The sequence below is a fragment of the Salicola sp. Rm-C-2C1-2 genome (assembly GCF_040196175.1).
Classification (GTDB): domain Bacteria; phylum Pseudomonadota; class Gammaproteobacteria; order Pseudomonadales; family Oleiphilaceae; genus Halospina.
The window spans coordinates 875,108-897,929 of record NZ_JBEFNF010000001.1 but is presented as its reverse complement, the minus strand read 5'-3'; the positions used below and the strand labels follow the sequence as shown (position 1 = coordinate 897,929).

The 22,822-nt window shown below is 59.3% G+C and carries 15 protein-coding genes; 4 read left to right on the top strand and 11 right to left on the bottom strand.

Translation table 11 applies throughout. The annotated features are described in order from the left end of the window. Positions 1 to 17: 17 nt before the first annotated feature. The 3 genes from holB to AAF659_RS04080 are packed head-to-tail and all read right to left on the bottom strand — an operon-like array spanning position 18 to position 3,893. Positions 18 to 1,064 carry a DNA polymerase III subunit delta' gene (holB, locus tag AAF659_RS04090; protein ID WP_349750414.1) on the bottom strand — a complete coding sequence of 349 codons (1,047 nt, stop codon included), beginning with the start codon at positions 1,062 to 1,064 and terminating at the stop codon, positions 18 to 20. Further along, positions 1,030 to 3,045, bottom strand: coding sequence for a transglutaminase TgpA family protein (locus AAF659_RS04085; protein ID WP_349750413.1), 2,016 nt, complete (start codon positions 3,043 to 3,045; stop codon positions 1,030 to 1,032). Before AAF659_RS04085 ends, holB begins: the two co-directional genes overlap by 35 nt. Then, positions 3,042 to 3,893 (bottom strand): DUF58 domain-containing protein, encoded by an 852-nt coding sequence (locus tag AAF659_RS04080; protein ID WP_349750412.1) that lies wholly within the window; start codon positions 3,891 to 3,893, stop codon positions 3,042 to 3,044. The genes AAF659_RS04085 and AAF659_RS04080 overlap by 4 nt, the downstream gene beginning before the upstream one ends. Positions 3,894 to 4,134: 241 nt before the next feature. Here AAF659_RS04080 and AAF659_RS04075 point away from each other — a divergent pair, with 241 nt between their 5' ends. Continuing rightward, positions 4,135 to 4,767 carry a hypothetical protein gene (locus AAF659_RS04075; protein WP_349750411.1) on the top strand — a complete coding sequence of 211 codons (633 nt, stop codon included), beginning with the start codon at positions 4,135 to 4,137 and terminating at the stop codon, positions 4,765 to 4,767. A gap of 99 nt (positions 4,768 to 4,866) precedes the next feature. On the opposite strand, the gene AAF659_RS04070 is transcribed toward AAF659_RS04075, so the two are convergent. The 6 genes from AAF659_RS04070 to AAF659_RS04045 form a co-directional block, all read right to left on the bottom strand. Next, positions 4,867 to 7,320, bottom strand: coding sequence for an Ig-like domain-containing protein (locus AAF659_RS04070; protein WP_349750410.1), 2,454 nt, complete (start codon positions 7,318 to 7,320; stop codon positions 4,867 to 4,869). A gap of 109 nt (positions 7,321 to 7,429) precedes the next feature. Further along, positions 7,430 to 8,389, bottom strand: a complete 960-nt coding sequence (locus tag AAF659_RS04065; RefSeq protein WP_349750409.1) for a DUF6160 family protein — start codon at positions 8,387 to 8,389, stop codon at positions 7,430 to 7,432. Between the two features lie 326 nt (positions 8,390 to 8,715). Continuing rightward, positions 8,716 to 11,721, bottom strand: coding sequence for a pyridoxal phosphate-dependent decarboxylase family protein (locus AAF659_RS04060; protein ID WP_349750408.1), 3,006 nt, complete (start codon positions 11,719 to 11,721; stop codon positions 8,716 to 8,718). A gap of 23 nt (positions 11,722 to 11,744) precedes the next feature. After that, complete coding sequence (locus tag AAF659_RS04055) at positions 11,745 to 13,625, bottom strand: acylphosphatase (protein WP_349750407.1); 1,881 nt, start codon at positions 13,623 to 13,625, stop codon at positions 11,745 to 11,747. Positions 13,626 to 13,872: 247 nt separating this feature from the next. Then, entirely contained in the window at positions 13,873 to 14,859 is a 987-nt protein-coding gene (locus AAF659_RS04050; protein ID WP_349750406.1) for a DUF6160 family protein, read from the bottom strand. Positions 14,860 to 15,118: 259 nt separating this feature from the next. After that, entirely contained in the window at positions 15,119 to 15,775 is a 657-nt protein-coding gene (locus AAF659_RS04045) for a hypothetical protein (RefSeq protein ID WP_349750405.1), read from the bottom strand. A 132-nt stretch (positions 15,776 to 15,907) separates the two neighbouring features. Here AAF659_RS04045 and pabB point away from each other — a divergent pair, with 132 nt between their 5' ends. Further along, positions 15,908 to 17,230: an aminodeoxychorismate synthase component I gene (pabB, locus tag AAF659_RS04040; RefSeq protein ID WP_349750404.1), complete on the top strand. Its 1,323-nt coding sequence runs from the start codon at positions 15,908 to 15,910 to the stop codon at positions 17,228 to 17,230. 16 nt (positions 17,231 to 17,246) lie between these two features. Here pabB and thrH read toward each other — a convergent pair whose 3' ends face one another. Beyond that, positions 17,247 to 17,861: a bifunctional phosphoserine phosphatase/homoserine phosphotransferase ThrH gene (gene thrH / locus AAF659_RS04035; protein ID WP_349750403.1), complete on the bottom strand. Its 615-nt coding sequence runs from the start codon at positions 17,859 to 17,861 to the stop codon at positions 17,247 to 17,249. 158 nt (positions 17,862 to 18,019) lie between these two features. Here thrH and AAF659_RS04030 point away from each other — a divergent pair, with 158 nt between their 5' ends. After that, complete coding sequence (locus AAF659_RS04030) at positions 18,020 to 18,748, top strand: phosphoadenylyl-sulfate reductase (protein WP_502949187.1); 729 nt, start codon at positions 18,020 to 18,022, stop codon at positions 18,746 to 18,748. A gap of 9 nt (positions 18,749 to 18,757) precedes the next feature. On the opposite strand, the gene cysB is transcribed toward AAF659_RS04030, so the two are convergent. Next, complete coding sequence (cysB, locus tag AAF659_RS04025) at positions 18,758 to 19,732, bottom strand: HTH-type transcriptional regulator CysB (protein WP_349750401.1); 975 nt, start codon at positions 19,730 to 19,732, stop codon at positions 18,758 to 18,760. Between the two features lie 174 nt (positions 19,733 to 19,906). Here cysB and AAF659_RS04020 point away from each other — a divergent pair, with 174 nt between their 5' ends. Beyond that, positions 19,907 to 22,612 (top strand): winged helix-turn-helix domain-containing protein, encoded by a 2,706-nt coding sequence (locus AAF659_RS04020; RefSeq protein ID WP_349750400.1) that lies wholly within the window; start codon positions 19,907 to 19,909, stop codon positions 22,610 to 22,612. Positions 22,613 to 22,822 lie beyond the last annotated feature (210 nt).

Sequence of the window (22,822 nt, the reverse complement as noted above, 5' to 3'; positions counted from 1 at the left end):
TTGGCCAGTCTAGCCGCTTATGCGGGGTTTGCCACCCCTGGACGGCGCATCAGCTGGCGCCACCGCTCCAGAATACCGATCACTTCAAGCTCTGGATTGACGTTGTAATCCAGGCCCCGACGAACCTCCATAATGCTTTCATGGATGGCAGTCAATTCCGACGGATGCCGACGCCCGGCCAGAAACCGCAGCATGGGCGCTGCCTCATTGTCGCCAATGGCGTCCGGATCCGCTCCCGCCCGTGCCAGATCCAGCGCCCAGCCCTGAAGCAGGTCCAATACTTCCGTTAGCGGCATAGCCAGAAAGGGTTTTACCGCCTCGGACATGGTGATTTCCGATTTCAGCGCCTGCTGCAGCGCCTTCAGGCACTGCGCCCTTTGTCCTGGCCTGTCCGCCTCAAGCAGGCGAAGCGCTTCCAAGGGGGCCCCTCCGGCCCACCTCAGGGCCTGATCCAGCGCAGCGGTATCCTCCGATCGCCGCTGCGCCAGCCATTGCCTGGCCTCGGCAGTACCCGGCGCTGCCACCCGAAGGATCTGACAGCGGGAGCGGATGGTGGGCAGAACCGGTTGCCCCTCGCGCTGCAGTACCAGAAGAAAAGTATCAGCAGGCGGTTCCTCCAAAGTTTTAAGCAGCGCATTGGCGGCATTGAGATTGAGCTGATCTGAGCGCTCAATAATCGCAACCTTGCGGCGCGCCACCTGGGGGCTCTCCATCACGAACGAGCCGAGCGCCCGCACCTGATGAATGCGGATAAAACGCGACTGATCCGTCGGCATGAGCCGGCGTGCATCCGGGTGGCCCTCGCCGGCCAGCAGGCGACACTGTTTGCATTCGCCACAGGCCGTGGTCCCTTCACCCCTGTTTACCGGCCCTTCACACAGCAGCAGCGACGCCAGCGCGACCGATAGCTGACGCTTGCCAACGCCAGCCGGCCCCAGCAGCATCGAAGCATGGGGAAAACGCCCCTCCTGACGACGCTGCATCAGCTGATCATACGTATCAGACTGCCAGGGCCAGGGAGCGAAGGCATCACTCTGCAGTGGCTGTGTTTCCGGATCGGCCATGGGGTTTCCGTTTTCGGATTGCGTTCATGAGACGGCGCGCCCGTGCGAGATCAATGTGCCTCAGCTGCTCAGGACTGTAAAAAGCCCGTTCCAGGAGCGCGCCCAAGGCCCGGACGTCAGCCGCCAGCGCCGGGAAGGCCTGTTGTGCTGCCGACACCTGTCCGGCCAGTGTCTCGTTGCGACCGGCCGCGACATTGCGGTGCTCAAGCCACCCACACCACCGATCATACAGCCGGTACCAGGGGTCGCGGAAGTGGCGGCGCCGGGAGCGCAGCAACGAGACTCCCACGCCCGCCATGATCAGAACAGCAACCAGCACTGCTGTGATAACACCCAGCATCCGCCGATTGATGTCACCAGGCAGCCGATCCAGAAGGGAAAGCTGGGTCTGGCCCTCGTAGCCCACGACCCACCGTTGCCAATAGTAGTTGACTGCATCAAAGCGCAGGCGCATCCAGTTGACCCAGCCCACATCCGTATAGCGGTTCATGGAAAAGGGATCATCCGCCAGAAATCCACCGTCTTCTCCCATGGCCGCACGCAGCCCGTTCTCGATCCTGTCAGGGGCAATCATGGCTGTGGGGTCGAGCCGCACCCAACCACGCCCTGGTAACCATGCCTGAACCCAAGCATGGGCGTCATACTGGCGCACAATCAGATACTCGTCATCCACTCCGGGCTCGCCGCCGAGGTAGCCTGTAACAATCCGCGCCGGAATATCCGCTGTGCGCAGCATGAAGGCCAGCGCACTGGCGTAGTGTTCACAGAATCCCTCCAGGGTTTCGAACATCAACGCGTCCACAGTGTCGGATTCTCCCAATCCCTCCGGCTGCAGGGTGTAATGGAACGGCTCCTGATTGAAGTGTTCCATCAACCGCCGCACCAGCGCCTCTCTGTCGCCGGATTGTCGCCGCTGCTGGGCCACCCATCCACGGGTCCGGTCATTGGTGTCACCGGGGAGGCGGGTATAGAAACGCTGTGCGGATTCTGAAAGACGCTGCGCTTGCGCCGGCTGCGCGCGTTTCATGCGATAGCGCCTTCGGGTATCCACGCTGCGCTCAAACCGCACCATACCGTTGTGATTCAGGCTTACATTCGTGGATGCCGGCACTGAATCCGCCAGCGCGAATCCCCAGCGGCGCCCATGAGGCTCCAGCATCACCTCGTACTCGTCCTCCGCCATCTCTCCGGCTGCGGCATCCTCCGGAACACGGGAAATGCCACCGCCTTCATCAGGGCTGCGCCGATCCCACCGCCGGCCATCAAACCGATCAAGCACCAGAGCCTGCCAGTAACGCTGCCCCGATTCCGGCGTTTGCCCGCCGAAGGTTACCCGGAAGGCCGGATCGTCATTCTGAGCCAGGCTGGTAATCGCCCCGGGCTCAAGACTGTCACTCAGCCCCGTCATGCCCTGATCAGATACCAGTGGCACGCTCCACAGAGGTCCGATCCGTGGAAAAAAGATGAACAGCACAATCACCACCGGCAGCATCTTCACAAAAACCAGAGCTGAGCGTTTCATCGCCTCGCCGCCCATGCGCTCAACACGACCGCCCAGCGCCATCTGCAGCCCGGTGAACAGCAGAAACACGCTGACAAGAAGCCCCCCGGCCCACAGCATGGACTGATGGAAGAGCAGCGTAACCACGGCCAGGTAGCACTGGATAAAGAACAGAATGAACAGATCCCGGCGCCGCCCCAGTTCCAGCCACTTTAAAGCAACGGTAAGTACCAGGAAGGAGGCAGCGGTATCCACCGTGAACTGCCCGCGGTAATAGCCCCAGAAAGCCGCGGCGCTGGCGAGCGCCAGAACGCCAAGCCACAGGGGCCGGAGCCCGCGGCGCCGGTAGCGCTGCAGCAGCCAGCCGGAGAGCGCCGCGGCGCCGGCGCCCAGCGAGAGCCACAATGGCAACCGCTGCAGCTGGGCCAGAAGGATCAGCCCAAAAGCGGCCACCCATGGATCAAGGTGATGACGGCTCATGCCCGCGCCTCATCGAATCCGAAAGTCCCCAGCAAGGTCAGGCAGGCACGCTCATGGTGGTCACCGCTGTCCGGCTCCAGGGTCTGACCCGGTAGTCGCAACCCGAAAGGCTGCCCCTGCTCACTCAGCCTCTCCACCTGCCAGGCCAGATAACTCAGCCGCAACTCAGTATCCACGCCAGGGAACTGCGCCCAGTCCAGCCAGCGCGGGTCCGCTGGCGGCGTATCCCAGTCCATTACCACCAACTGGCCATTGCGCACGAAGCGCTTCCAGCTGATACGCCTGGGCGAATCACCCTGACGGTAGGGCCTGAGCCGGATATCCGAGTCACCGGGTGAGGCATTCAACGTAACCTCGCCCTCTTCCCCCACCACATCCGGCGATACCTCGAGCGGTGGTGGCGTGACGGGGCGCGGTGTCACCAGGCCCCTGGATGCCGGGCGAAACCAGGTCCAGGCCTTGATCAGCCCGAACGGAAAGTCGGTCTCGAGCCGGATGGAAGGGGTTTGCCGCAGGCCGCGCCGGCGAGTGGCAACAGGCAGCAGCACCACACGCCCCTCACCCGCCTCAACAGTGACCATGACCGGTGCCTCAGCGTCAATCTGCAACCGCAATGCCGAACGGGAACGGTGGTCTTCATCGGTGATGCGGATTGCTACAGGAAGGCTGTTACCAGCCTCGGCTTCACCGGCCCGCACCAAACTCAAATGCAGCCCCTCGATATTACGGTAGGTCTGGAAGATAGTGCCGTAGAACAACGCCCCCAGGATGAAGGTAAACAGATAAATCAGGCTGTTCTGATAGTTGATACCGGTCAGCAGCGAAATCAGCAGCACCCCGGTGAACATCAGCCCCTCCCGGGTGGGAAGGACAAAAATGTTACGCCTTCCCGGTCTATAACCATCCGCCCGGGGAATACGCCGGTTCACCCACCGGCGCCAGAGACGTTTCACAAACGAACCCGCCATTTGATTCCTGTCACGCCTGTTAACGAACGCTCACGGTTAGGCACCAATCGCTGTTGCAATAGCCTGTCAAACAACAAATACTGAAAGCTGACCAATCAGCATACGACCGGGGCATACGACCATGGCTACCAGACCGATTCTAACCGCTACCGTACTGGGTGCAGGCCTTTTTGCCAGCGCCGCGCTTGCCGATGGTGTCCGGAGCCTCTCCCAGGATGAAATGGTCGAAACCTACATCCAGGATTCCGCCATTGTGGTGTCTCCTCGAAGTGATCGCCAGCGCCGTAGCGTTGAAGAGAGCCGAGCGAGGGCCGTCCGGGCGCTGGTCCGCCCTGGCGAACCCATCCGTACGGAAGCCGATGAAACGCAGACCATCATGGAAAGGCAGCAACAGCGCATGGCAAGCCTTGATGAGGCTCAGCGCTTTGCCGAGCAGGAATTCCTTCGCCAGGCGCTGGCATCCTCGGCGGACCCGCTCGCAGGCGTACAGCCACGGATCGATACCGGTTTGGCGCAACCGTCGATTCCGGGCTACGGCGTGCCGGACATTCCCGAAGGCCCGTTCAGCCGCAGTTACGAGAACGGCCAGCTTGGCCTGAGCTTCGACGGCGAGACGCTGAACTTTTCAATGGGCAATAACCCACCCGGCGTTGGGGCCATTGATCTGCCGAAAGGCATTGATGACGGACCGGTCAAACTCACCCCCAAACCAGGGGGCGGATTCGATCTCTCCATTGATGTGCCACAGCAGTAACCCCCTCTTTTAGAGCGATTCACGTGAGAGCATCTTCAAAATAGAAAGGGGCCATTTCATGGCCCCTTTCTAGCTTCGTTTGATGCACCACGTGACGCCTTAGTCGCGTGCTTCAACCAGAGTAACGTCTTCAATGGTGAGTTTTTCGCCGTCACTGCTCAGGAACTCGGCAAGCTGGTTCTGCATCTCATTGTGCACCTGCTCGCCGCGGTAGACCGGGAACGTAGCCCCATCTCCCTCGCGGGGATCACTGTCTTGCGTAACGGGCCGCAGCGGCGAGGCGTGCGTGCCGAAACGGAACCCGAGTGCCGCCTGAAGCACGCCGCCTTTACGGTAGCCTGAGCGCAGCGTAACCGACCCGTTACCCGGGTCATCAGCACCGGTTGGTGCCTTTTTCAGACCCACAGCCTCAGCCAGGGGCGTACTTCCGGCCAGCGGCCGACCCTCGACAGATGGCGGGAGCACCAGATCGGAAGGGGTTTTACCGGTTCCGGAGGCGCCCTCATTGCCGAGAATCTGCGTCAGGTAGACAGGCCGCGCTTCACCGTCACTCCCTTTGGTGATCGCAGCCGCATGGTTCAGCGGCTCGGCACTATCGATAACCGCTTGGACCGAGGCAAAGAAGCGATAATACCGTTCCGTGCCTGGCACCACACCGCTTTCCGCAAGCCCCGCACGCAACTGTGGCCCAATGGTCTCGCTGCCTTCCAGCGCCCGCATCAGACCCCCAACGGGCGTCAGCATAGACGCTGACTCAATGCGCGAATCCCAGGACAGGAAGGGGGCGGCCACAACGTTACCAACCGAATGCCCAACGAAATGCAAAGAGCCCAGATCGAGCTGCCCCAGTGCCGCGTTCTTGCCGCAGTCCGGCCCAGCAAAACCATCACTGAACAGTTGGGTACCGCATTCGGAAACGTCGCCTTTGCGCAGGTGATGCGCCAACGTTACCAGATCCAGCGCGCCCTGGCGCAGATTGTCCCGCTGGGTCAGCGGCTGCGAGGGATTGAGAAAGTGCGATCCGGATGAATCAATCACGCCATCACTGGCGTCATCACCGTTGCCCACCAGATCAAGGTACTGGGTGCGCTCGTAGGTGACTGGCAGTGCACCGCGCATCCCTTTCGCCCACTCAATATCCCCATCGCAGAAAATCCAACAAGGGCTTGTGATCGCCGAATTGTAAAGACGGGAATTGAAATTGGGCGCGTAAAGATCCGTAAGGTCCGGGTTATCAATGTTGCGTTCAACAAGGCCATGCAGTGGCATGTCGATCCCCACCACGGCAAATCCTTCCTGCGCCAACCGATCCGCGACTGCGAGCGCATTGGAGCGATTCTGCTGAATGGCGTGCTGGAAGATCACAACCGGGTAGCCATCCCCGGATGGTTCAGGTACGCCGCCAGCACTTGGGTCCGGCACCGCCATCACCAATGGCGCCGTCTGAACCGAGTCAACGATGGACTTACCAGCGGCGTTGCCGCGAACCGCGTCTGAGTTACAGGGCCCCTCCTGGCATTCCCAGTGCTCACTGAGGGCCGCGTCATCGTTGGCCGGCGAGGGTTCAAAGTCGTTGCCTGATGACCCCGGCGACAGATCGGATGCCTCACCTATGCCGTAGGGAAGCCGGATGCTACCAGGCAGAATGCGGGCTTTCCCACCAGGAGTCGACGGGGCCTCTTCCCCCGTGGCCTCGTCAAGATTGACCAGGCAGATCACAGAGGTGCATTCGGCTTCCGTTTCATTGAAAAGTGTTTTAAGACCGTCGTTTTCGATGAAAGTCGCTGCGGATGCGAAGGTTGCATCCACGCGCTGAGTGGTCACGCCCCAGGCCAGCAGCATGTCAAACCGACTGGCCTCGTAATCCGGGTCTTCCTCAATCGGCTCAATGGCACGGTTGGTAACACACTGCAGCAGCGTCTGGCCCTCTTTAATGGGCTCATCGCAGCTGCCCAGCCTGTCTGTATTCAAAGCCCCCAGCCAAGAGACGGGATACCCCACTTTTTCTCCGTCGGTATCCTCGATGCCCTTCATAAGGGCCACGGTATAGGTAGTATTGAACGCCAGGGGTTCAAGCGGTCGTATCTGAAGCGCTTGCTGCTCAGCGTCGTAGTTCAGGGTGTAATCCTCACCCTCAACCAGCTCCCGCTCCACATCACTGGGACGGGCCCGCTCAGGGTAGCCCTTACCGCCCCCTTTCATTTCAAAAACACGGACGGTCTCACCCCCAACGAGGGTTTCGGGATTGATGGCGCCATCAAACCCCACCCGCCATGCACCAACGGTTGAAAAGCCATCCAACTGATTCAGCGCCAACGGTACACTGGCACTGCTGCTTTCGGGATTTTCAACGGGAATATTAAGTGTTCCATCAAGATCGCCGGCTGAATCCGCGCCCGCCTCGAACAGGATGTCATAAGGAAACGGGATGACCTGATTCCGGGGATCGAACGCTACCTTCGTATCGGCGCTGACATTGGAACCATGAGCGTTGACACTCATAAGCAAAACAGCGGCCAGAATAGAGAGCACGGGAATTTGTCGCATTTTCATCACTCACTCCTGATTGCGGCGACTTAGGTTTGCAAACCGGTTCATCTTCAAACAGCAAGGCCGCCAACAAGGGCGGCCGTGCTGTTACTGCTGAGACGCCTTCCAAGAGTTATTCACGTCCGTAAATTGCCATGGTCGTATCAGTAAGCTTGAGATTACTGATGCCGACAGAGCCAATGCTCGCGTATTCGCCCGTATTGCTGTCAGCATTGCCGATGCCGATTTCAGGCATCCATATATCGGCCTGGAAGGTGTCCAGTTCGACCCGCAGGGCTTCATCCACATCGGAATTAACCGCGCCACCTACCCCAATATCCATGCTGACCAGAGCCGGCTGGGCAGCGACGCTACCAGTTCCCTTATTCCCGTTATCGTTGGGATCATCAAGATCGCCATCCTTCTTGAGATCTTGGAGCGCGTTTTTACCCGCCATGCGGAAGCCCCTCAGGCTCACAGCTGCGACATCAAATTTGACATCCAGATTATCAATACCGAAGGCCACATCCACGCCCAACGAACCAGTGGTGCCCGTATCGCCATTCAGATCCTGAGTCCTGGCGATGATGTCCAGCTGGGAGAGGAAGATCTCAGTGTTCAGGTCCGAGATCAGTGTTGCTGATTCTGTCCCGTCTTTGCTTTCAAGCCCCATACTGCCGATGGTAATGCCCGCATCAACCGGAACGCTGCCATCATTTTCAATGTTTTTCAGTGAGATAAGCGCATCACCATCATTGAGCGGATTACGCTGGATGGCTCGTGGGGTCACTCCGGATTTCACATCGTCCGGGGTCTGGCCATCCTCAACCAGATCAACGTTGATCGCGATATCCAGTGAATTACCGAATGCACCACCGCCAATATCGATGTCATTAACCAGGAACGAGCCGGTATTTTCGCCCTGGCTGTAAGACACCTGGTCAATAGCAATCTGCGTATCCAGCTCAACAGTGACACCTGCCTGACCGGTGGTATTACCCATGGCTTCATCGGACATAGGTTCCATCGCTTGGGTAGCAAGGGGAGCGGCGGCAATGGCCGCAGCGAGTGTTATTTTATTCAGGCCCTTCATAGGGGTACTCCTCATACTTCTTTGTTATTGGGCAGCACATGCTGCGCTCAAATCAGGCGCCCATTTTTCTTTTTGTAGTTAGCGCCATGTGCAACATGGTAATGACCATGTGAGGTTAAAAAATGGACTGTTTAGCAAAATGAACGAATGGCTTACCTGACGGGAATAATGGCCATTTCAGTCAATATCATTTATAGGTAACTGATATAAAAGACTTTATAAATAACCTCCATATTAACCCACCGTCATTGTTTTTCAGAAATGAGGATTGACTCACAGAGGTTTGGGAAGGCTGATGGTTGCTCACTGCCCACGCCAGCGCGCTCTCATGTAAGACAGTGTTCAATGCAGAGGCGGATCTTACGCAGGATGATGTCGACCTGTTCCAGCTCGTCCTCCAGGTGGGCTTCCAGCCCCTGGCCGGAGTGATACCCACAGGACAGAACCCGTGCCCCAATACTGATTCGCAGAGCCGCCGTGTCCGAGCCTTTAAGAGGCACCGGTTGCCCAATGTGACAACATTGGCCAGCGATCTTCTGCCTCTCCCGACTCAACGGTTCCAGCGTATCCGTATCCAGCTCCTGGTTCAGCAGTTCATACAATTTTCGGGTCTCCCCCGGGTCAAGCCAGTCACCGTTGACTGACCCCCGAACCAGGAAGGGAAAGATGGTACGCCGGTTGGAAAGCTCTTCCCCACTGAAGTCGCTACGGGCCCACCAAGGGCTGTCAGGTTCGAAGAGCGGCTCCACCAACGGATGGTCGCGCAGAAGCCTTACAACCTGGTTGCTGAACCGGTTGAGCCCGTCGATCCGGAGCGATTCTGGAACCGCGTAGTAGCGTTCCATCTCCGCCAGCGCCGCGCGCCACCGCAGTAGCACGCCTGTCTGTACGACCGGATTGGCGCCCGGAACCAGGCTCTGCCAGCTGCCAAGCGCATCCGAGGGCAGATAGTCGGCAAATCCCACTGGCAAGCTGGGCGCCCGTGGCAGCTGGGCACAGAGCTGGGCGGGGAAAACTACGGCACCGCTGAATGGCGGCCCTGTAAAAAACTTGGAGCCGGTCAACAGCAGAATATCCCCTTTTTCGAGGTGACACCGCAGATCATCCCGATCCGTCCGCAGCTGACAAGCATCAATCACAATCTGGAGCCGATCACCACAGCTCTGCCGGAGCCGCTCCATCACCTCCCGTGACGGACACCACCTGCCGAGCTTGGACTGCTCCATGGCATGCAGAATGACAGAGTGGCCATCGCTCACCAGCGCCTCAACACGCGCCTGCGTTGCGGCATCCATCTCTGCCGGGGTACGGGGGCGGCCGCTGTCATCATGGACCTCAACCGCCCTGTAACCGATGGGAGCCATGCCAGCCAGCCGCTCACCACGGCTGACTGGTACGCCGAGGCAGGTAGTGTCGTCAAAATGCCGCCCGGTCACCGACTCCGGCGTTCCAGACCCCGTTTCATCGGCGCCGCAGACAACGCTCACCCAGGAGCCAGCCGATCCAGTAGCTGTTACACCCACTGACAGCAGCTGGGCATCGGTCCCGGAGGGCAGCAGAACAACCCCTGGATCCAGATCGGCCAGACCCAGAATCCGGCCCAGATCCTGTTCAAGGCCACGGAAATAATCGGGGACCACACGGCCCGCCTCGCCAGCTACCACATCATGCAATAACTGCTGACGATAATGGTCCGCCGCCTCATAGGCCTGAGGCGAAACAGAGGATGCCGTGGATGAGGCGAAGGTGAACGCATGCTCCCGGGGAGCGGGCGAGCAGCCGTATCGATTGAGTCCGGTGACGGGATCAACAACGAGACGCCCGTCGCCCCCCTGCATGAAATGCCAGTGCGTCGGATTCAGGAGTGAGGGGTAATACGCATCCAGGCATTCGCCAATACGGCGAGTATGACGGACAAGTTGCTCAAGGTGTTCCCACTCGGTTCGGTGGTTCACGATGGCCACGCGTATTGCAAGAGCGCCATCGAGCGTGGTGGTGGAGGGCGCGGATACCCCCTGGAGTTGCACTTGCGTCACGATGGCCCTGTTAAGGGCATTCAGGTAGTGCTCCGAATCCTCGGCCCCATTGCCACCGCGGACCGGCCGATAACGCAGGCAAACAATATTGCTGCTGACCGGTGCCAGGGTCTCCATATCCGCTGCGGCCATGACAGTATCCTGCAGCTGACGCGCCAAATGGCAATGCTTCCGGACACTGGCCGCCATGGTATCCAGCCCTGCCCCCTGGAACGTGAACCAGACTTTCAGCGCCAGAAACCCGCGTGACAGTTCCGGCCCCAGATCGCAGGGCCAAGGGGCTCCGGCCTCCAGGCCCAATGGCTGGGTCTCAAGGTACTCGACCGGCTCCGAAAAAGTACGCCGGTGCGTGTCCGCATCACGGACCAGGACCCCGCCAACAGCGTAGGGGACCTGAAACCATTTGTGGAAATCAAAACCCACTGAGTCCGCGCGACTGGCCCCTGCCAGCTCTCCCGCGTATTCCTCCAGCAACGCCAGGGCGGCACCAAATGCAGCGTCCACATGGAACCAGAGCTGTTCCTGCTCGCAGATGTCAGCGATGCCCTGCAAATCGTCGATGGCGCCGGTATTCACGGTACAGACCGTACCCACAACGGCAAAGGGTTTCAGGCCGGCCCGACGATCCTGCTCAATGCAAGCCTGCAAGGCCCCAGTGTCCAGCGAGTGATCGTCACGCACGGGAATGCGCCGTAAGGCATCACTGCCCAGGCCCAGGAGCTGAAAAGCCTTGACCAGGGCGCCATGCGTCTGGGTTGAACAGTAACCAACCAGAACCGGCCCTTTACCCTGAACACCCTGGCGCTTCACCTCTTCGCCCAGCGCCCATTGCCGTGCAACGGCAAGCGCAATAACCGAAGCCATGGAGGTACCACTGACCAGCAGGCCGGAACTCCCAGAAGGAAAATCAAAAAGGTCACGACTCCACTGAACCACCTGCCCTTCAACCGCGTGTGCAATGTGGTTCCTGCCACCCAGGTTGTTATTCAGCAGCGCCGCGCAGAGTTCACCCAACGCGCCATAGAGATTACCGCCACCGTGGACCCAGCCAAAAAAGCCCGGGTGGAGGTTGCCGTTGGTATACGGAACCAGGTAATCCCTGAAATGGTCCAGGAGCTGGTCAACAGGCTGCCCCTCCCGGGGCGCGGGGCCAGCAAACGCACGCCATGCCGCTTCCGGAGCGGGCTGCCATACCGGCGCCTGCTCCAGCCCCTTGTAATGGTTCAGCCCCGCCTCCAGCGCCTCGTGGAAGAAGCGTGTCAGAGCTCCAAAATCGTCCGGATCAAGATTCGCCATGACTGCCCCGCACCAGCACTCCCTCAGGCTTCCGCCATCACGGCGGTTGTGCCGGCAGGCTCACTAGCGGCTTCCAGGACACGGATTCGTCGCGGCATTGTTCCGGTCCAGTCCGCGACCGCCACCTGGTCGATGGAGGCTTCTTCCGGCCCGTTGGGGTCGGACAGAAGGTGCGCCAACGCCTTGTCACTGCCAGCCAGGACCGCCTCTACACGGCCGTCGGACAGGTTCCGCAGCCATCCCTTCAGGTTATGCGTGTGCAGTTCATGCCGGAGCCACTCCCGGAAGCCGTGCCCCTGAAGGTCGCCACTGAAAAGCACATGCCGGGCCACGGGCACCGCCGGATCGAGTTCAAGACCATGCTTCTGGGCCGGCCCCTCGAGCCCTTTCGGTGGATTGAAATCCCACTCCGGCACACCGCCCCGGGCACAGAACATCCGGTGCGCCGCAAGGATGATCTCGCGGGCCGCCTCGTTCTCGGGCGTGTTCTGGTAGGTCTGGCGCAGAAAGCTGCGCATGCTGGCATTGGCCTCGAAAACCACGATCCTGCCGTGATTTCCAGCTTCCGTGCAGACGGCGAAATCGACCCCGAAATAATCCAAATCCAGCGTCTTTAGCGCTGCTTCAAGGTCTTCCCAGATGCCAGCCTCAAAATGGGACACCGGATCCTCGATGTAATCCTGCTCCATATCATAGAGCCAGGGGAATTTACGGAAGGCCTTGCGGGTTTCCTCCCAATGCACGTTCCAATCCCCATCATGGCCCACCCGCAGATGGGCGGGATAGAGCTTGCCATCAACCATGAAAGCACGGTATTTGGGATGGAAACGGTGGCCCTCGGCACGTGAATCGGTGAAGGTGACATCGTGATACTGGAGGACATAGACCTCCGCTTCACTGGTGATCCGTACCGGGGTGGATCCGGGATCATCGATCCGGTACATGTGCTTGCCATTCTGGAAGCCCGAGGGCCGGACTATGATCGGTGCCTTGAGCCCATTATCCCTAACGGCACGCTGAACCTCGCCACTGATATCGCCCTGGACCCGGCCCAGAGAGATACTGCGTGGCATGAGCAGGCATTCATTCTGCCCGAGACGTTCCGCGTTTTCCGCGCGTGTGGTGCGCAGCACCTCGGAGGGCGCATTGATGACGGGCGCGTTAAACTTGGCGCATACTTTCTCCGCCTTCCTGAGGCCTTCGTGGCACCGCCCCACGTCCGTAATGCTGTTGTAGATCACGTCCACATGCGGAATACGGGAAAGAACCTCTGGCTGGTCGTCAATAACGTCCACCGTCAGCGAATAGAGCGCGATCGCGCCCCGGTCCGTCATGTGCATGAGGTTGTTGTGGCCCTCACTGACGCTGAGCTGACGGGATGAGGGATCGTACTGGTAGGGCACGTTGTTCAGCGTTCCCAGAACCAGTACCCGTAGGTGTTGTTCATCGGTGGCTTCTGTGCTGTCCGTAGGCTCCTGATACGCTGCATTCAGGGCCCAGTGGCAGCTCAATGCTTCTTTACCCAGAATGCCGTAGAGGCCTGACAGAAGCCTCATGGCGGTCACCGAGCGCTCCTTGTCAAGACTTGCCCAGTGGCGCGCCGCGCTCAGGGCATCAAGATGGGCTTGCGCCTTCAGCGCCTGATCAATGTAACGCCCCAAAAGGGTCTCGTTGTCCGGGTCAATCCGCAGCGCCCTTGAGTAACTGAGCAGCGCGTCTTCGCTTTTGTTGCTGCTTGATTGCACCTGGGCCAATGAATGCCAGCCTTCCGGGGCCGCCGGATCAATACGCAGCAGCTGTTGGGCCGCGGTCGCAATGGCCTCTGCTCCTTCAGCTGCTTTCAGGTTCGCCTTCGCCTGTTCCAGCTGCGGAACCTCGTTCTCGGGAACCCGATGGCCGGGCATTCCTCTGGCACCCCCTGATCCCCGCTTTCTGATACGTTTTGTTTGCTTTTTCTTGCCTGCCATTGGTTCCCCCACTACAGCCTTATCAGCAGATCAACAACAGGGAGCTGTTCCGGTCGCAGTCCCGGCTTCTCCCCTTACCATAACGTCCCGACCGCCTCCACTGATGCGGAAGGTTTCCCAAAACGGACACTCAGGCATAAAAAAAGCCACCCCGAAGGGTGGCTTTCCAGACTAGGCCGAGGCTTTATTCGCGGCCGTAAACTGCAATCTCTGTCTGCGAGATGTTCAGGTTGTCGATACCAACCCGGCCGATGCTGGCTGTGGTGCCATCACCAGAACCAACGTTGATCTCAGGCATCCAGATGTCAGCCGTGAAGTTATCCAGGTTGATGTTGAGCGCCTCGCCGCTGATGCCAACCGCATCGCCCTGGCCGATATCCATGCTCACAACCGCGTGGTTGATTGCCGTGGGATCGGCTGTGGAGCCGGCACCTGTGGATTTCAGCGCACCCAGCGAGTCAGCGCCTGCCATGCGCATGCCCTGGATATTCACGGACGCTACGTCGAACTGCGCATCCAGGTTGTCAATGGCGAAGGCTGTCTCAATCTCGAGAGAGCCGGAATCCGCGTCGCCGCCAACCTTGTTGTCAGTACGGGCAACAATGTCGAGCTGCGACAGGAACAAGTTCATGTCAATGTCGGAGATCAGCGTTGCCTGGGCATCACCATCGGAGTCGGCAAGCTGCATGGCGTTGCCGTCATTGGACGCGTCGCCCAGTTCGCCAGTCGCGTCGCCATCACCGATATTGACGTTCATGTCGACGGCGCCATCACCCTTGAGGTTGCCCACGGAGATGAGGGCATCGCCATCGTTCAGGTCCAGATCATTGCCAGTGCCGACACCAGGCGCAGCAATTTTCTGGTTGTAGTCACTCAGGCTTTCACCGTCTTTCGCCAGATCAACGTCCACGGTTACGTCGAGGCCATCATCAAACCCCGGACCGCCAACACCAGCAATGTCCAGATTGTTCATCAGAACAGAGCCTGTATCAGCGCCCTGATCGTACTGGATCTGGTCCATGCTCACCTGGGTATCCAACTCAATGGTCACGCCAGCCTGGCCAGTGGTGTTCCCCATGGCCTGGTCGGACATGGCGGAAAGCTCTGCCTGAGCGGCGAACGGTGCTGCGGCAACGGCGGTTGCGAGTGCTACTTTATTCAGGCCTTTCATAATTGTTCTCCTTCGAGATTTTTTTGATTGCTTGCTTTGTTGTTATTACCGGCCGGCTCCGACCGGTAATTTTGATTCTAGGTCAGACAATCGGATCATAGAGTGACCAGGTTCACAGGTGAGAAGCTGAGACAATGGGGAGAGGTGATTTGTGACTCTATTAACATTCGGTCAGCTTCTTACCTAAAACGGCCACCCGCAGGTGGCCATTTGCGTTACTGAAAACAGGGCAAACTGCTTTGGGCCAGGAACAGGCGAGTCAGCCACTGTTTTTCTGCTTTTGCGCCGCTTTCCGCATCATATTTTGGACCGTTGCCTGCAGCTCCGCATTGATCTGCTGGGAAATGGGTTTTCCGAACACCCACTTGTCCTCATCGTTTTCCCAATAGGGAACCGACATGAGCAGACCAAGCCCACCCAAGTGCTGCAGCTCCACCATAAGGAAGCGCACATCCTCGATGCTTCTGTCACCCTTGATTGATTCTGCCAGCTCCTGTTTCGTCTTTTCCTTAATGCCCTGTGGCATCTTTGACGTCATGAAAAGACCACTTGCCGCCAGATCGCCGCGAAGGGCGTTGGTCACAATGGTCTTCTGAACCGCATGCGCCGCCACTTCGGCCCGCATTTCCTGTTCCGGGTCAATGTGCAGGAACTGCCCTTTACCCTGATGGTTAGCAACGTAGGCGTAAGGCACAAAGCTGCCATTATCGCGGATGCTGTCTTCCGCCTTGACCTTGCCCTCCTTGAAGAGCTTTTTGAGCATCCCGACAACCAGCTTCTGCTGTTTCTCAGAGAGCTGCCCAAAGGCCATCTCCTTTGAGTTCTGCTGTTCAAGACTTTTACCCGCTTCCTGCGCCGATCCGGCTGCAGGCAGCAGCATGAGAATCATCACAGTGCAAATCAGGGTTCGAAGCATGGTGTAACCTCCAGGCGTTGGCCTTACTATTCAGGCCATGATTGTGCCTCAAAGCAGCGCTGGCACGGGGCTCACGGGCTCACATAGAAGCTACTGAAAGGTTAAACTGTGACGCTTTTCACCGGAATCATCATGGAATCGAGTCAACCACTGCTACAGATCAGCTGGTCAACCCTGACCCGGGCGCTTTCGCAGGAGCCCGGTTTCTGCGTGTTTGATGTGCCCGGTGCTACACGGGACCCGGCACCCGTGCGGATACTGACCGCTCTGCCGCGATTTCGTGAGACCCGTTACCGGTGTGCCGACCACAGCACCAACCTCAGCGACCATGCCCGCCAGGCGCCCGGTAGTGGCGAGGGCTGGCTGCCGCTCAAGCTTGGATTTGTGGCCTATGGCGACGGGGAAATGGAGCTGGCGGACCGCGCGCCATCATCAATGCCCCTCGTCCAGGTCAATGAGTACGACTGGCTGATCCTGTACCGCCCAGAAGCGGGGACTCTGGAGCTGCGCATCCATCCCGACTGCCCCCTAGCGCGTAAGCGCTATATCCACGCGCACCTGGAGGCGCTTGCCCAGCGTCCTGATCAGGCGGCGCAACCGGCCGCTTTTCATCTCACCGCCCGGTTCAGACCCCTGCAGTCACGAGCGCTCTACCTGGAGCGGATCCAGCGGATCCTGGACTACATTCACGCCGGAGATGTCTACCAGGTCAACTACGCCCAGCCATTCAGTGCGCACTACCAGGGCCATCCCATCCATGCCTTCCAGGCGCTCTATAGTGCCAATCCAGGCCCCTGTTCCGTCTACTTTGACACGGGCGCCAATTGCATCCTGAGTCTGTCGCCGGAACGCTTTCTCAGGGTCAGGGAAGGCCTTGTGGAGACCCGCCCGATCAAGGGCACGCGCCGACGCGGTGATACGCCGAGTGAGGACCGCCAGCTGGCGCAGGCGCTGCTGGCGAGCCCCAAGGACAGGGCCGAAAACCTGATGATCGTGGATCTTCTACGCAATGATCTGGGCCGGTGCTGCCGGACCGGCTCGATACGCGCTGCCCCACTCTTTGCGCTGGAAACCTTCGCCAATGTGCACCATCTGGTGTCCTGTATTACCGGTGAGCTGGCGCACGGGCTGTCGCCGTTGGATCTGCTTCTGAGCGCCTTCCCCGGTGGCTCCATCACCGGCGCACCCAAGCGCCGCGCCATGGAAATCATCCGCGAACTGGAAGAGCAGCCCCGTGGCGTCTACTGCGGGAGCTTTTTCCACTGGAGCCCGGGGAACGGCTTTGACAGCACTATTGCCATCCGCACGCTGGAATGCCGGGACGGGGAGATTACCTGCTTCGGAGGTGGCGGGATTGTGGCGGATTCCCAGCCCGAGGCTGAGTATCAGGAGTCGATCACCAAAATCCAGCTCTTGATGGATGTGCTCGAGCGCCTGCAGGCGCCTGCGTCGTAGATGCGTGCAGGCGCCGTTATTCGTGCTGGGCGGTGCTGGCGTTGAGAAACGCCTGTTTGAGGCTTTCGTAGTCATGCACGGCCGGAAACTGCGGGAATTCGCGGATGACGTTGTCCGGCGCATGAAACAGAATCCCGGCTTCAGCCTGGGCCAGCATGTTGGTGTCGTTGTAGGAGTCCCCGGTGGCGATGCAGCGCATATTGAGCTGCTGGAAAGCGCGCACAGCCTGGCGCTTGGGGTCTGGCTGGCGCAGGTGGTAGTCCTCGATGGTGCCGTCCTCGCCCACAGTCAAATGGTGGCACAGCAGCGTTGGGTAGCCGAGCTTTGCCATCAGGGGCATAGCGAACTCATAGAAGGTGTCCGAGAGAATCACCAGCTGGAAATGGCGGCGCAGCCAGTCCAGGAATTGCGGCGCACCGGGAAGCGGTTGCTGTTCGCTGATCACCTCACGGATTTCCGGCAGCCCATAACCGTGGCGCTCCAGCAGTTTCAAACGCTGCTGCATCAGCTGATCGTAATCCGGCACATCCCGGGTGGTGGCTTTCAGTTCCGGTATGCCGGTCTTTTCGGCAAACGCAATCCAGATTTCGGGGATCAGCACCCCTTCGAGATCAAGACAGGCCAGCTCCACGTCCCCTCCTTTACACCAGTACCCAGACCAGCATTACAAGTCGTATCGTTATAGGTGCTTATCATAAATAAAGCCTGGACTTAATGCACGGGTAATAACGCCTTACGGATGTTAGACTTGGCGGTTATGAATAAACCGCCAAAGACGGAATGCCATTCATGGATATTGAGACGCTGAACAGCGAACTCGCGGAGGCCTCGCCCCGGAAAATCATTAAAACCGCACTGGAGCAGTTTGAGCACATCGCCATTTCGTTCAGCGGCGCTGAAGATGTGGCACTGATCGCGATGGCGCACAGTCTTAAAAAACCCTTCAGCGTGTTCACTCTGGACACCGGTCGTCTCCATCCCGAAACCTACCGGTTCGTGGATCATGTCCGGCAGGAATACAATCTGAACCTCGAATTCCTTTTCCCTGATACCCAGGCCGTACAGGATCTGGTCAATCGCAAGGGGTTATTCAGTTTCTATCAGGATGGGCACGAGGAATGCTGCGGCATCCGCAAGGTGGAACCGCTGCGGCGCAAGCTTTCAGGGCTCGATGCGTGGATTACCGGTCAGCGCCGGGACCAGAGCCCCGATACCCGCAATGACGTCCCCGTGGTCCAGCAGGACGCCACTTTCGAGGGGCGCAACGGCCCACTGATCAAGTTCAACCCCTTGGCCAACTGGTCATCGAAGGATGTTTGGGATTATATCCGGACCATGGAAGTGCCCTACAACGAACTGCATGACCGCGGCTTCGTCAGCATCGGCTGCGAACCCTGCACGCGCCCTGTATTGCCCGGCCAGCATGAGCGCGAGGGGCGCTGGTGGTGGGAGGAAGCGACCCAGAAGGAATGTGGCCTGCACGCCAGCAACATGATCACCAGCTCCAGCGCTGAGTAAGCCACCTCCTCAGTAGGTAGGCAGCATCACATCTTTGAAGAGTTCATCCAGCTCCATCTGGGAAGTGCGCTGCGCCGCCGCCTCAATGAGGTCACGACTGAGGTGCGGCGCGAACCGCTGGATGAAATCGACCATGTAGGCGCGCAGGAAGGTTCCTTTACGGAACGCGATGCGGGTGATGCTGGCTTCGAACAGGTGCTGGGCATCCAGCGCCACCAGGTCGGTGTCGACCGCCGGATCATGGGCCATATGCGCCACAATGCCGACGCCCAGGCCGAGGCGCACATAGGTCTTGATGACGTCCGCGTCCGAGGCTGTAAACACGACCCGGGGCGTCAAACCCTGGCTCTCGAACGCATTGTCCAGCCGTGAGCGCCCGGTGAACCCCTGCACGTAAGTCACCAGCGGGTACTTGGCGAGCTCTTCCAGTGTCAGAGTTGTCAGCTGTGCCAATGGATGGTCTTTCGGCACCACGACACAGCGGTTCCAGCGATAGCCCGGCATCATGATCAGATCATGGAACTGGTCCAGAGCCTCAGTGCAGATCGCAAAATCCACCACCCCGTTAGCCGCCATCTCGGAGATCTGCCAGGGCGTGCCCTGATTCATGTGCAGCGTCACTTCCGGGTATTCCGCCATGAACGCCCGGATCAACTCAGGCAGTGCGTAGCGTGCCTGGGTATGGGTGGTGGCGATTCGCAGCTCGCCCTTCTTCTGGTTGCTGAACTCCTGGGCAATGCGCTTGATGCCATCGGACCGGCGCAGGATCTCACCGGCCTCGCGGATAATACTCTCGCCGGCCGGTGTGATACGCGTGAGATGCTTGCCCGAGCGCGCAAAGATCTCCACTCCGAGTTCATCCTCCAGCATGCGGATCTGCTTGGAGATCCCCGGCTGCGAGGTGAACAGCTCGGCCGCAGTGGCGGACACGTTCAGATCATGGTGGGCTACTTCCCAGATGTAACGCAGTTGCTGCAGCTTCATGCCTGGAGACTCCGGGGCTTTTATGTGGCTATAAGAATATAGCCTATTATTCCATTTTTTCCGCATCCTGTCCCAGCCCTGTGCAGCAATCCGGCTCATAACGTACCTTGAACATGCAACCGCCAGGCCCGACAATGCGAAACCGAGCACAGGAACGGGATCAGGGACTGGAAGATGTTACTGGCAACTAAATTCATGCGCCCGGCTGCGGATCCCCGCGCCATTGCCCGCCCCCGTCTCCTTGAACGGTTGCAACCCGATGCGGCACGGCGCATCACGACCATCACGGCACCTGCCGGGTATGGCAAGACCACGCTGGTGAACCAGTGGTGTGCGGATCACGACCAGACGGTGGGCTGGCTATCGCTTGATGAACAGGACGACGAACCGCGCCGTTTCTGGTCCTATACCGTTGGCGCGCTGGAAAATGCGTTCATGGGGCATCAGGACGCCATCCATCGCTATCTGGACACTCCGGGCGAGGAGCACATCGAGGGTGCCCTTACGGCCGTCATCAACAGCCTGATTGAACAGTCCATCCCGCACGCCACACTGATTCTGGATGACTATCACCTGATCCGGGACCCGGACATCCAGCGTCAGATAACCTTTCTGGTGGATCATGCGCCTCCGGCGCTGCATCTGGTCCTGCTGTCACGCACCGAACCATCCCTTCCGCTCGCCCGATGGCGGGTCAAAGGGTGGATGGAAGGCCTCCATGCCAGCGACCTGGCCTTCTCGGAAACAGAATGCAGCGCCTTCTTCAATGACTATATGGGGCTTGCGCTGGATGAACAGAAGGTACGTTCGATCTGGCAACGGACTGAGGGCTGGGCAGCCGCAATGCAGCTGACGGCTCTTTCCGGCAAGAGCATGAACGCTAATAGTGGTCTTGCCCAGGTGGTACTCAGTGAAGGCGATCAAAGCCGCCAGATCAGTGACTATATACTGACCGAAATTCTGGATCAGCAGACACCGCAAGTTCAGGATTTTCTCCTGCGCACCAGCGTCTGCCGGCGCCTCAGTGGCGAGCTGTGCAACAGCATCCTGGAGCGAGACGACAGCCAGGCCATTCTTGAGCAGCTGGTCCACGCCAACCTTTTCATCATTCCCCTGGATACCCGTGACCATTGGTTCCGCTATCACGACCTTTTCCGGGAAGCGCTGGCCCAGCGCCTGCACCAAACCGAGCCGGAGGCCTACCGCGACCTGCAGGCGCGCGCAATCCGCTGGCTTCTGGATCAGGACTTGCTGCAGGAGGCCATCGTTCAGATCCTCCAGCTGGAAGACTGGAACTGGCTGGAGCAGGTACTGGAGCAATACGGCAATAACCTGATCCATACCGGCTTTCACGAACTGGTCCACAAATGGCTGCAGTACCTGCCCCAGGAACGCACAACCGCCAATCCGCGGCTGATGATGCTGGAGATCTGGGCGCTGTTCTTCCTCAACCGGCTCAACAACATCGAGCCGTTGCTGGAACAGCTGGAAGACACGCTGGATATCCGTGTGGCCAACTCGGACGACAACGCCGATGTGGCTCTGGCACTTCACAATGAGATCGCGCTCATCCGCTCCTACATGGCCCGCACCCGCAGCGATCACTCCAGTGCCCGGCACCTGACCCAGCAGGTTCTGAAGGATATTGACCACACCAATATCCCACTCAAATCGGTGACCTATTACGGCATTGGATTGGACTGCTATGCCAACGGCGATCTGGCAAGCGCTACCCACGCCCTGGAATCCGCTGTTGATCATGGCCGCCGCGAAAAGAAACACGCCACCACCCTTTCAAGCGGTGGCCTCCTTGCCTGGATTCTGTTCTACCAGGGCGAGATGGATCGCGCGCTGGAGGTAGGTACCAGCGTGCGCGAATGGGTAAACTCCTATCACACCGACCCGCAGCAACCCCGGCTGGTGTCCTGCTGGCAGAACAGCGCCATGGTCCAGATCCACCGGGAGAAGAATGACCTGACACTGGCGGATGCGCACATGAACCCTCTGCTGCCCCATCTGGACTCCGGCAGCGAGCCCGGTCAGCATGTGGTGATCCAGTACACCCGCGCCCATCTGGCCTTTTCCCGCGGGCAGTACCAGGCCGCTATGGAATACCTTGAGGATGCCGAGCGTGTCCAGGACCAGAAACGCGACGCCATCCTTTTCGAACCGCCATGCCTGGAGGCGCTGCATGTACGCTGCCACTTGGCACTGGGCGACATCAAAGGCGCTAAGACCTGGCGGGAACGACTCGACAATCACAACTACCGCAACCCCATCAACCGGGAACAGGCTCGTATTGGCCTGGCGCGGCTGCTGCTCTCTGGGGGTGAGGCGGAAGAGGCCATCAACATTCTTGCGCCACTGAGATTGTCGACCGAGAAAGGTCGCCACATTAAGCATCTGATTGAGCTGCTTGCGGTCTACGCGGTCTGCCTGGAGCGTCTGGAGCGCGCCGAGCAGGCAGGGGTGATGTTGCACCGTGCTCTGGAGCTCGCCTCACGGGAACGCTTCCTGCGCCTGTTCGTGGAGGAAGGACCGGCGCTCGCGGCTTTGTATCAGCGCATGAACCATCACGGACTGCCGCTGGCATTCCGGCGCGAGCTTGATCCGCTACTGATAACGCAAGCCGCTCAGGCACCTGCCGCGCCAGCAACCTCCGGTACCGGCCCCTCAGAACTGGTGGAACCTCTGAGCCAGCGCGAAATCGAGGTCCTGGCACTGATCCACTCCGGTCACGCCAACAAGGAGATCGCGCAGCGGATGTCGGTAGCTCAGACCACGGTCAAGGCCCATATCCGCAACCTTTACGGGAAACTCGGGGCGAGCAGCCGCACCGGAGCGCTGGCAAGAGCACGTGAGCTGGGGCTGGTCGACTAGTTTTTGGGTTAAAATGTGACGCGTATCACATTTTGGGATCCATGCGCCCTTTCAGGTCGCTTTTTACGCCCTTTGGACGATCCCTCTACGCCCCCGTCCGCCCTAAATTGGGCACCGTAACAAGAGGCAACAGGAATTCGATTTCAGGCCTTTCGGATTTCTCCTCAATTGAGCTCTTCTCTCAGCCACCCGCGGCAACCGTTGGTGGCT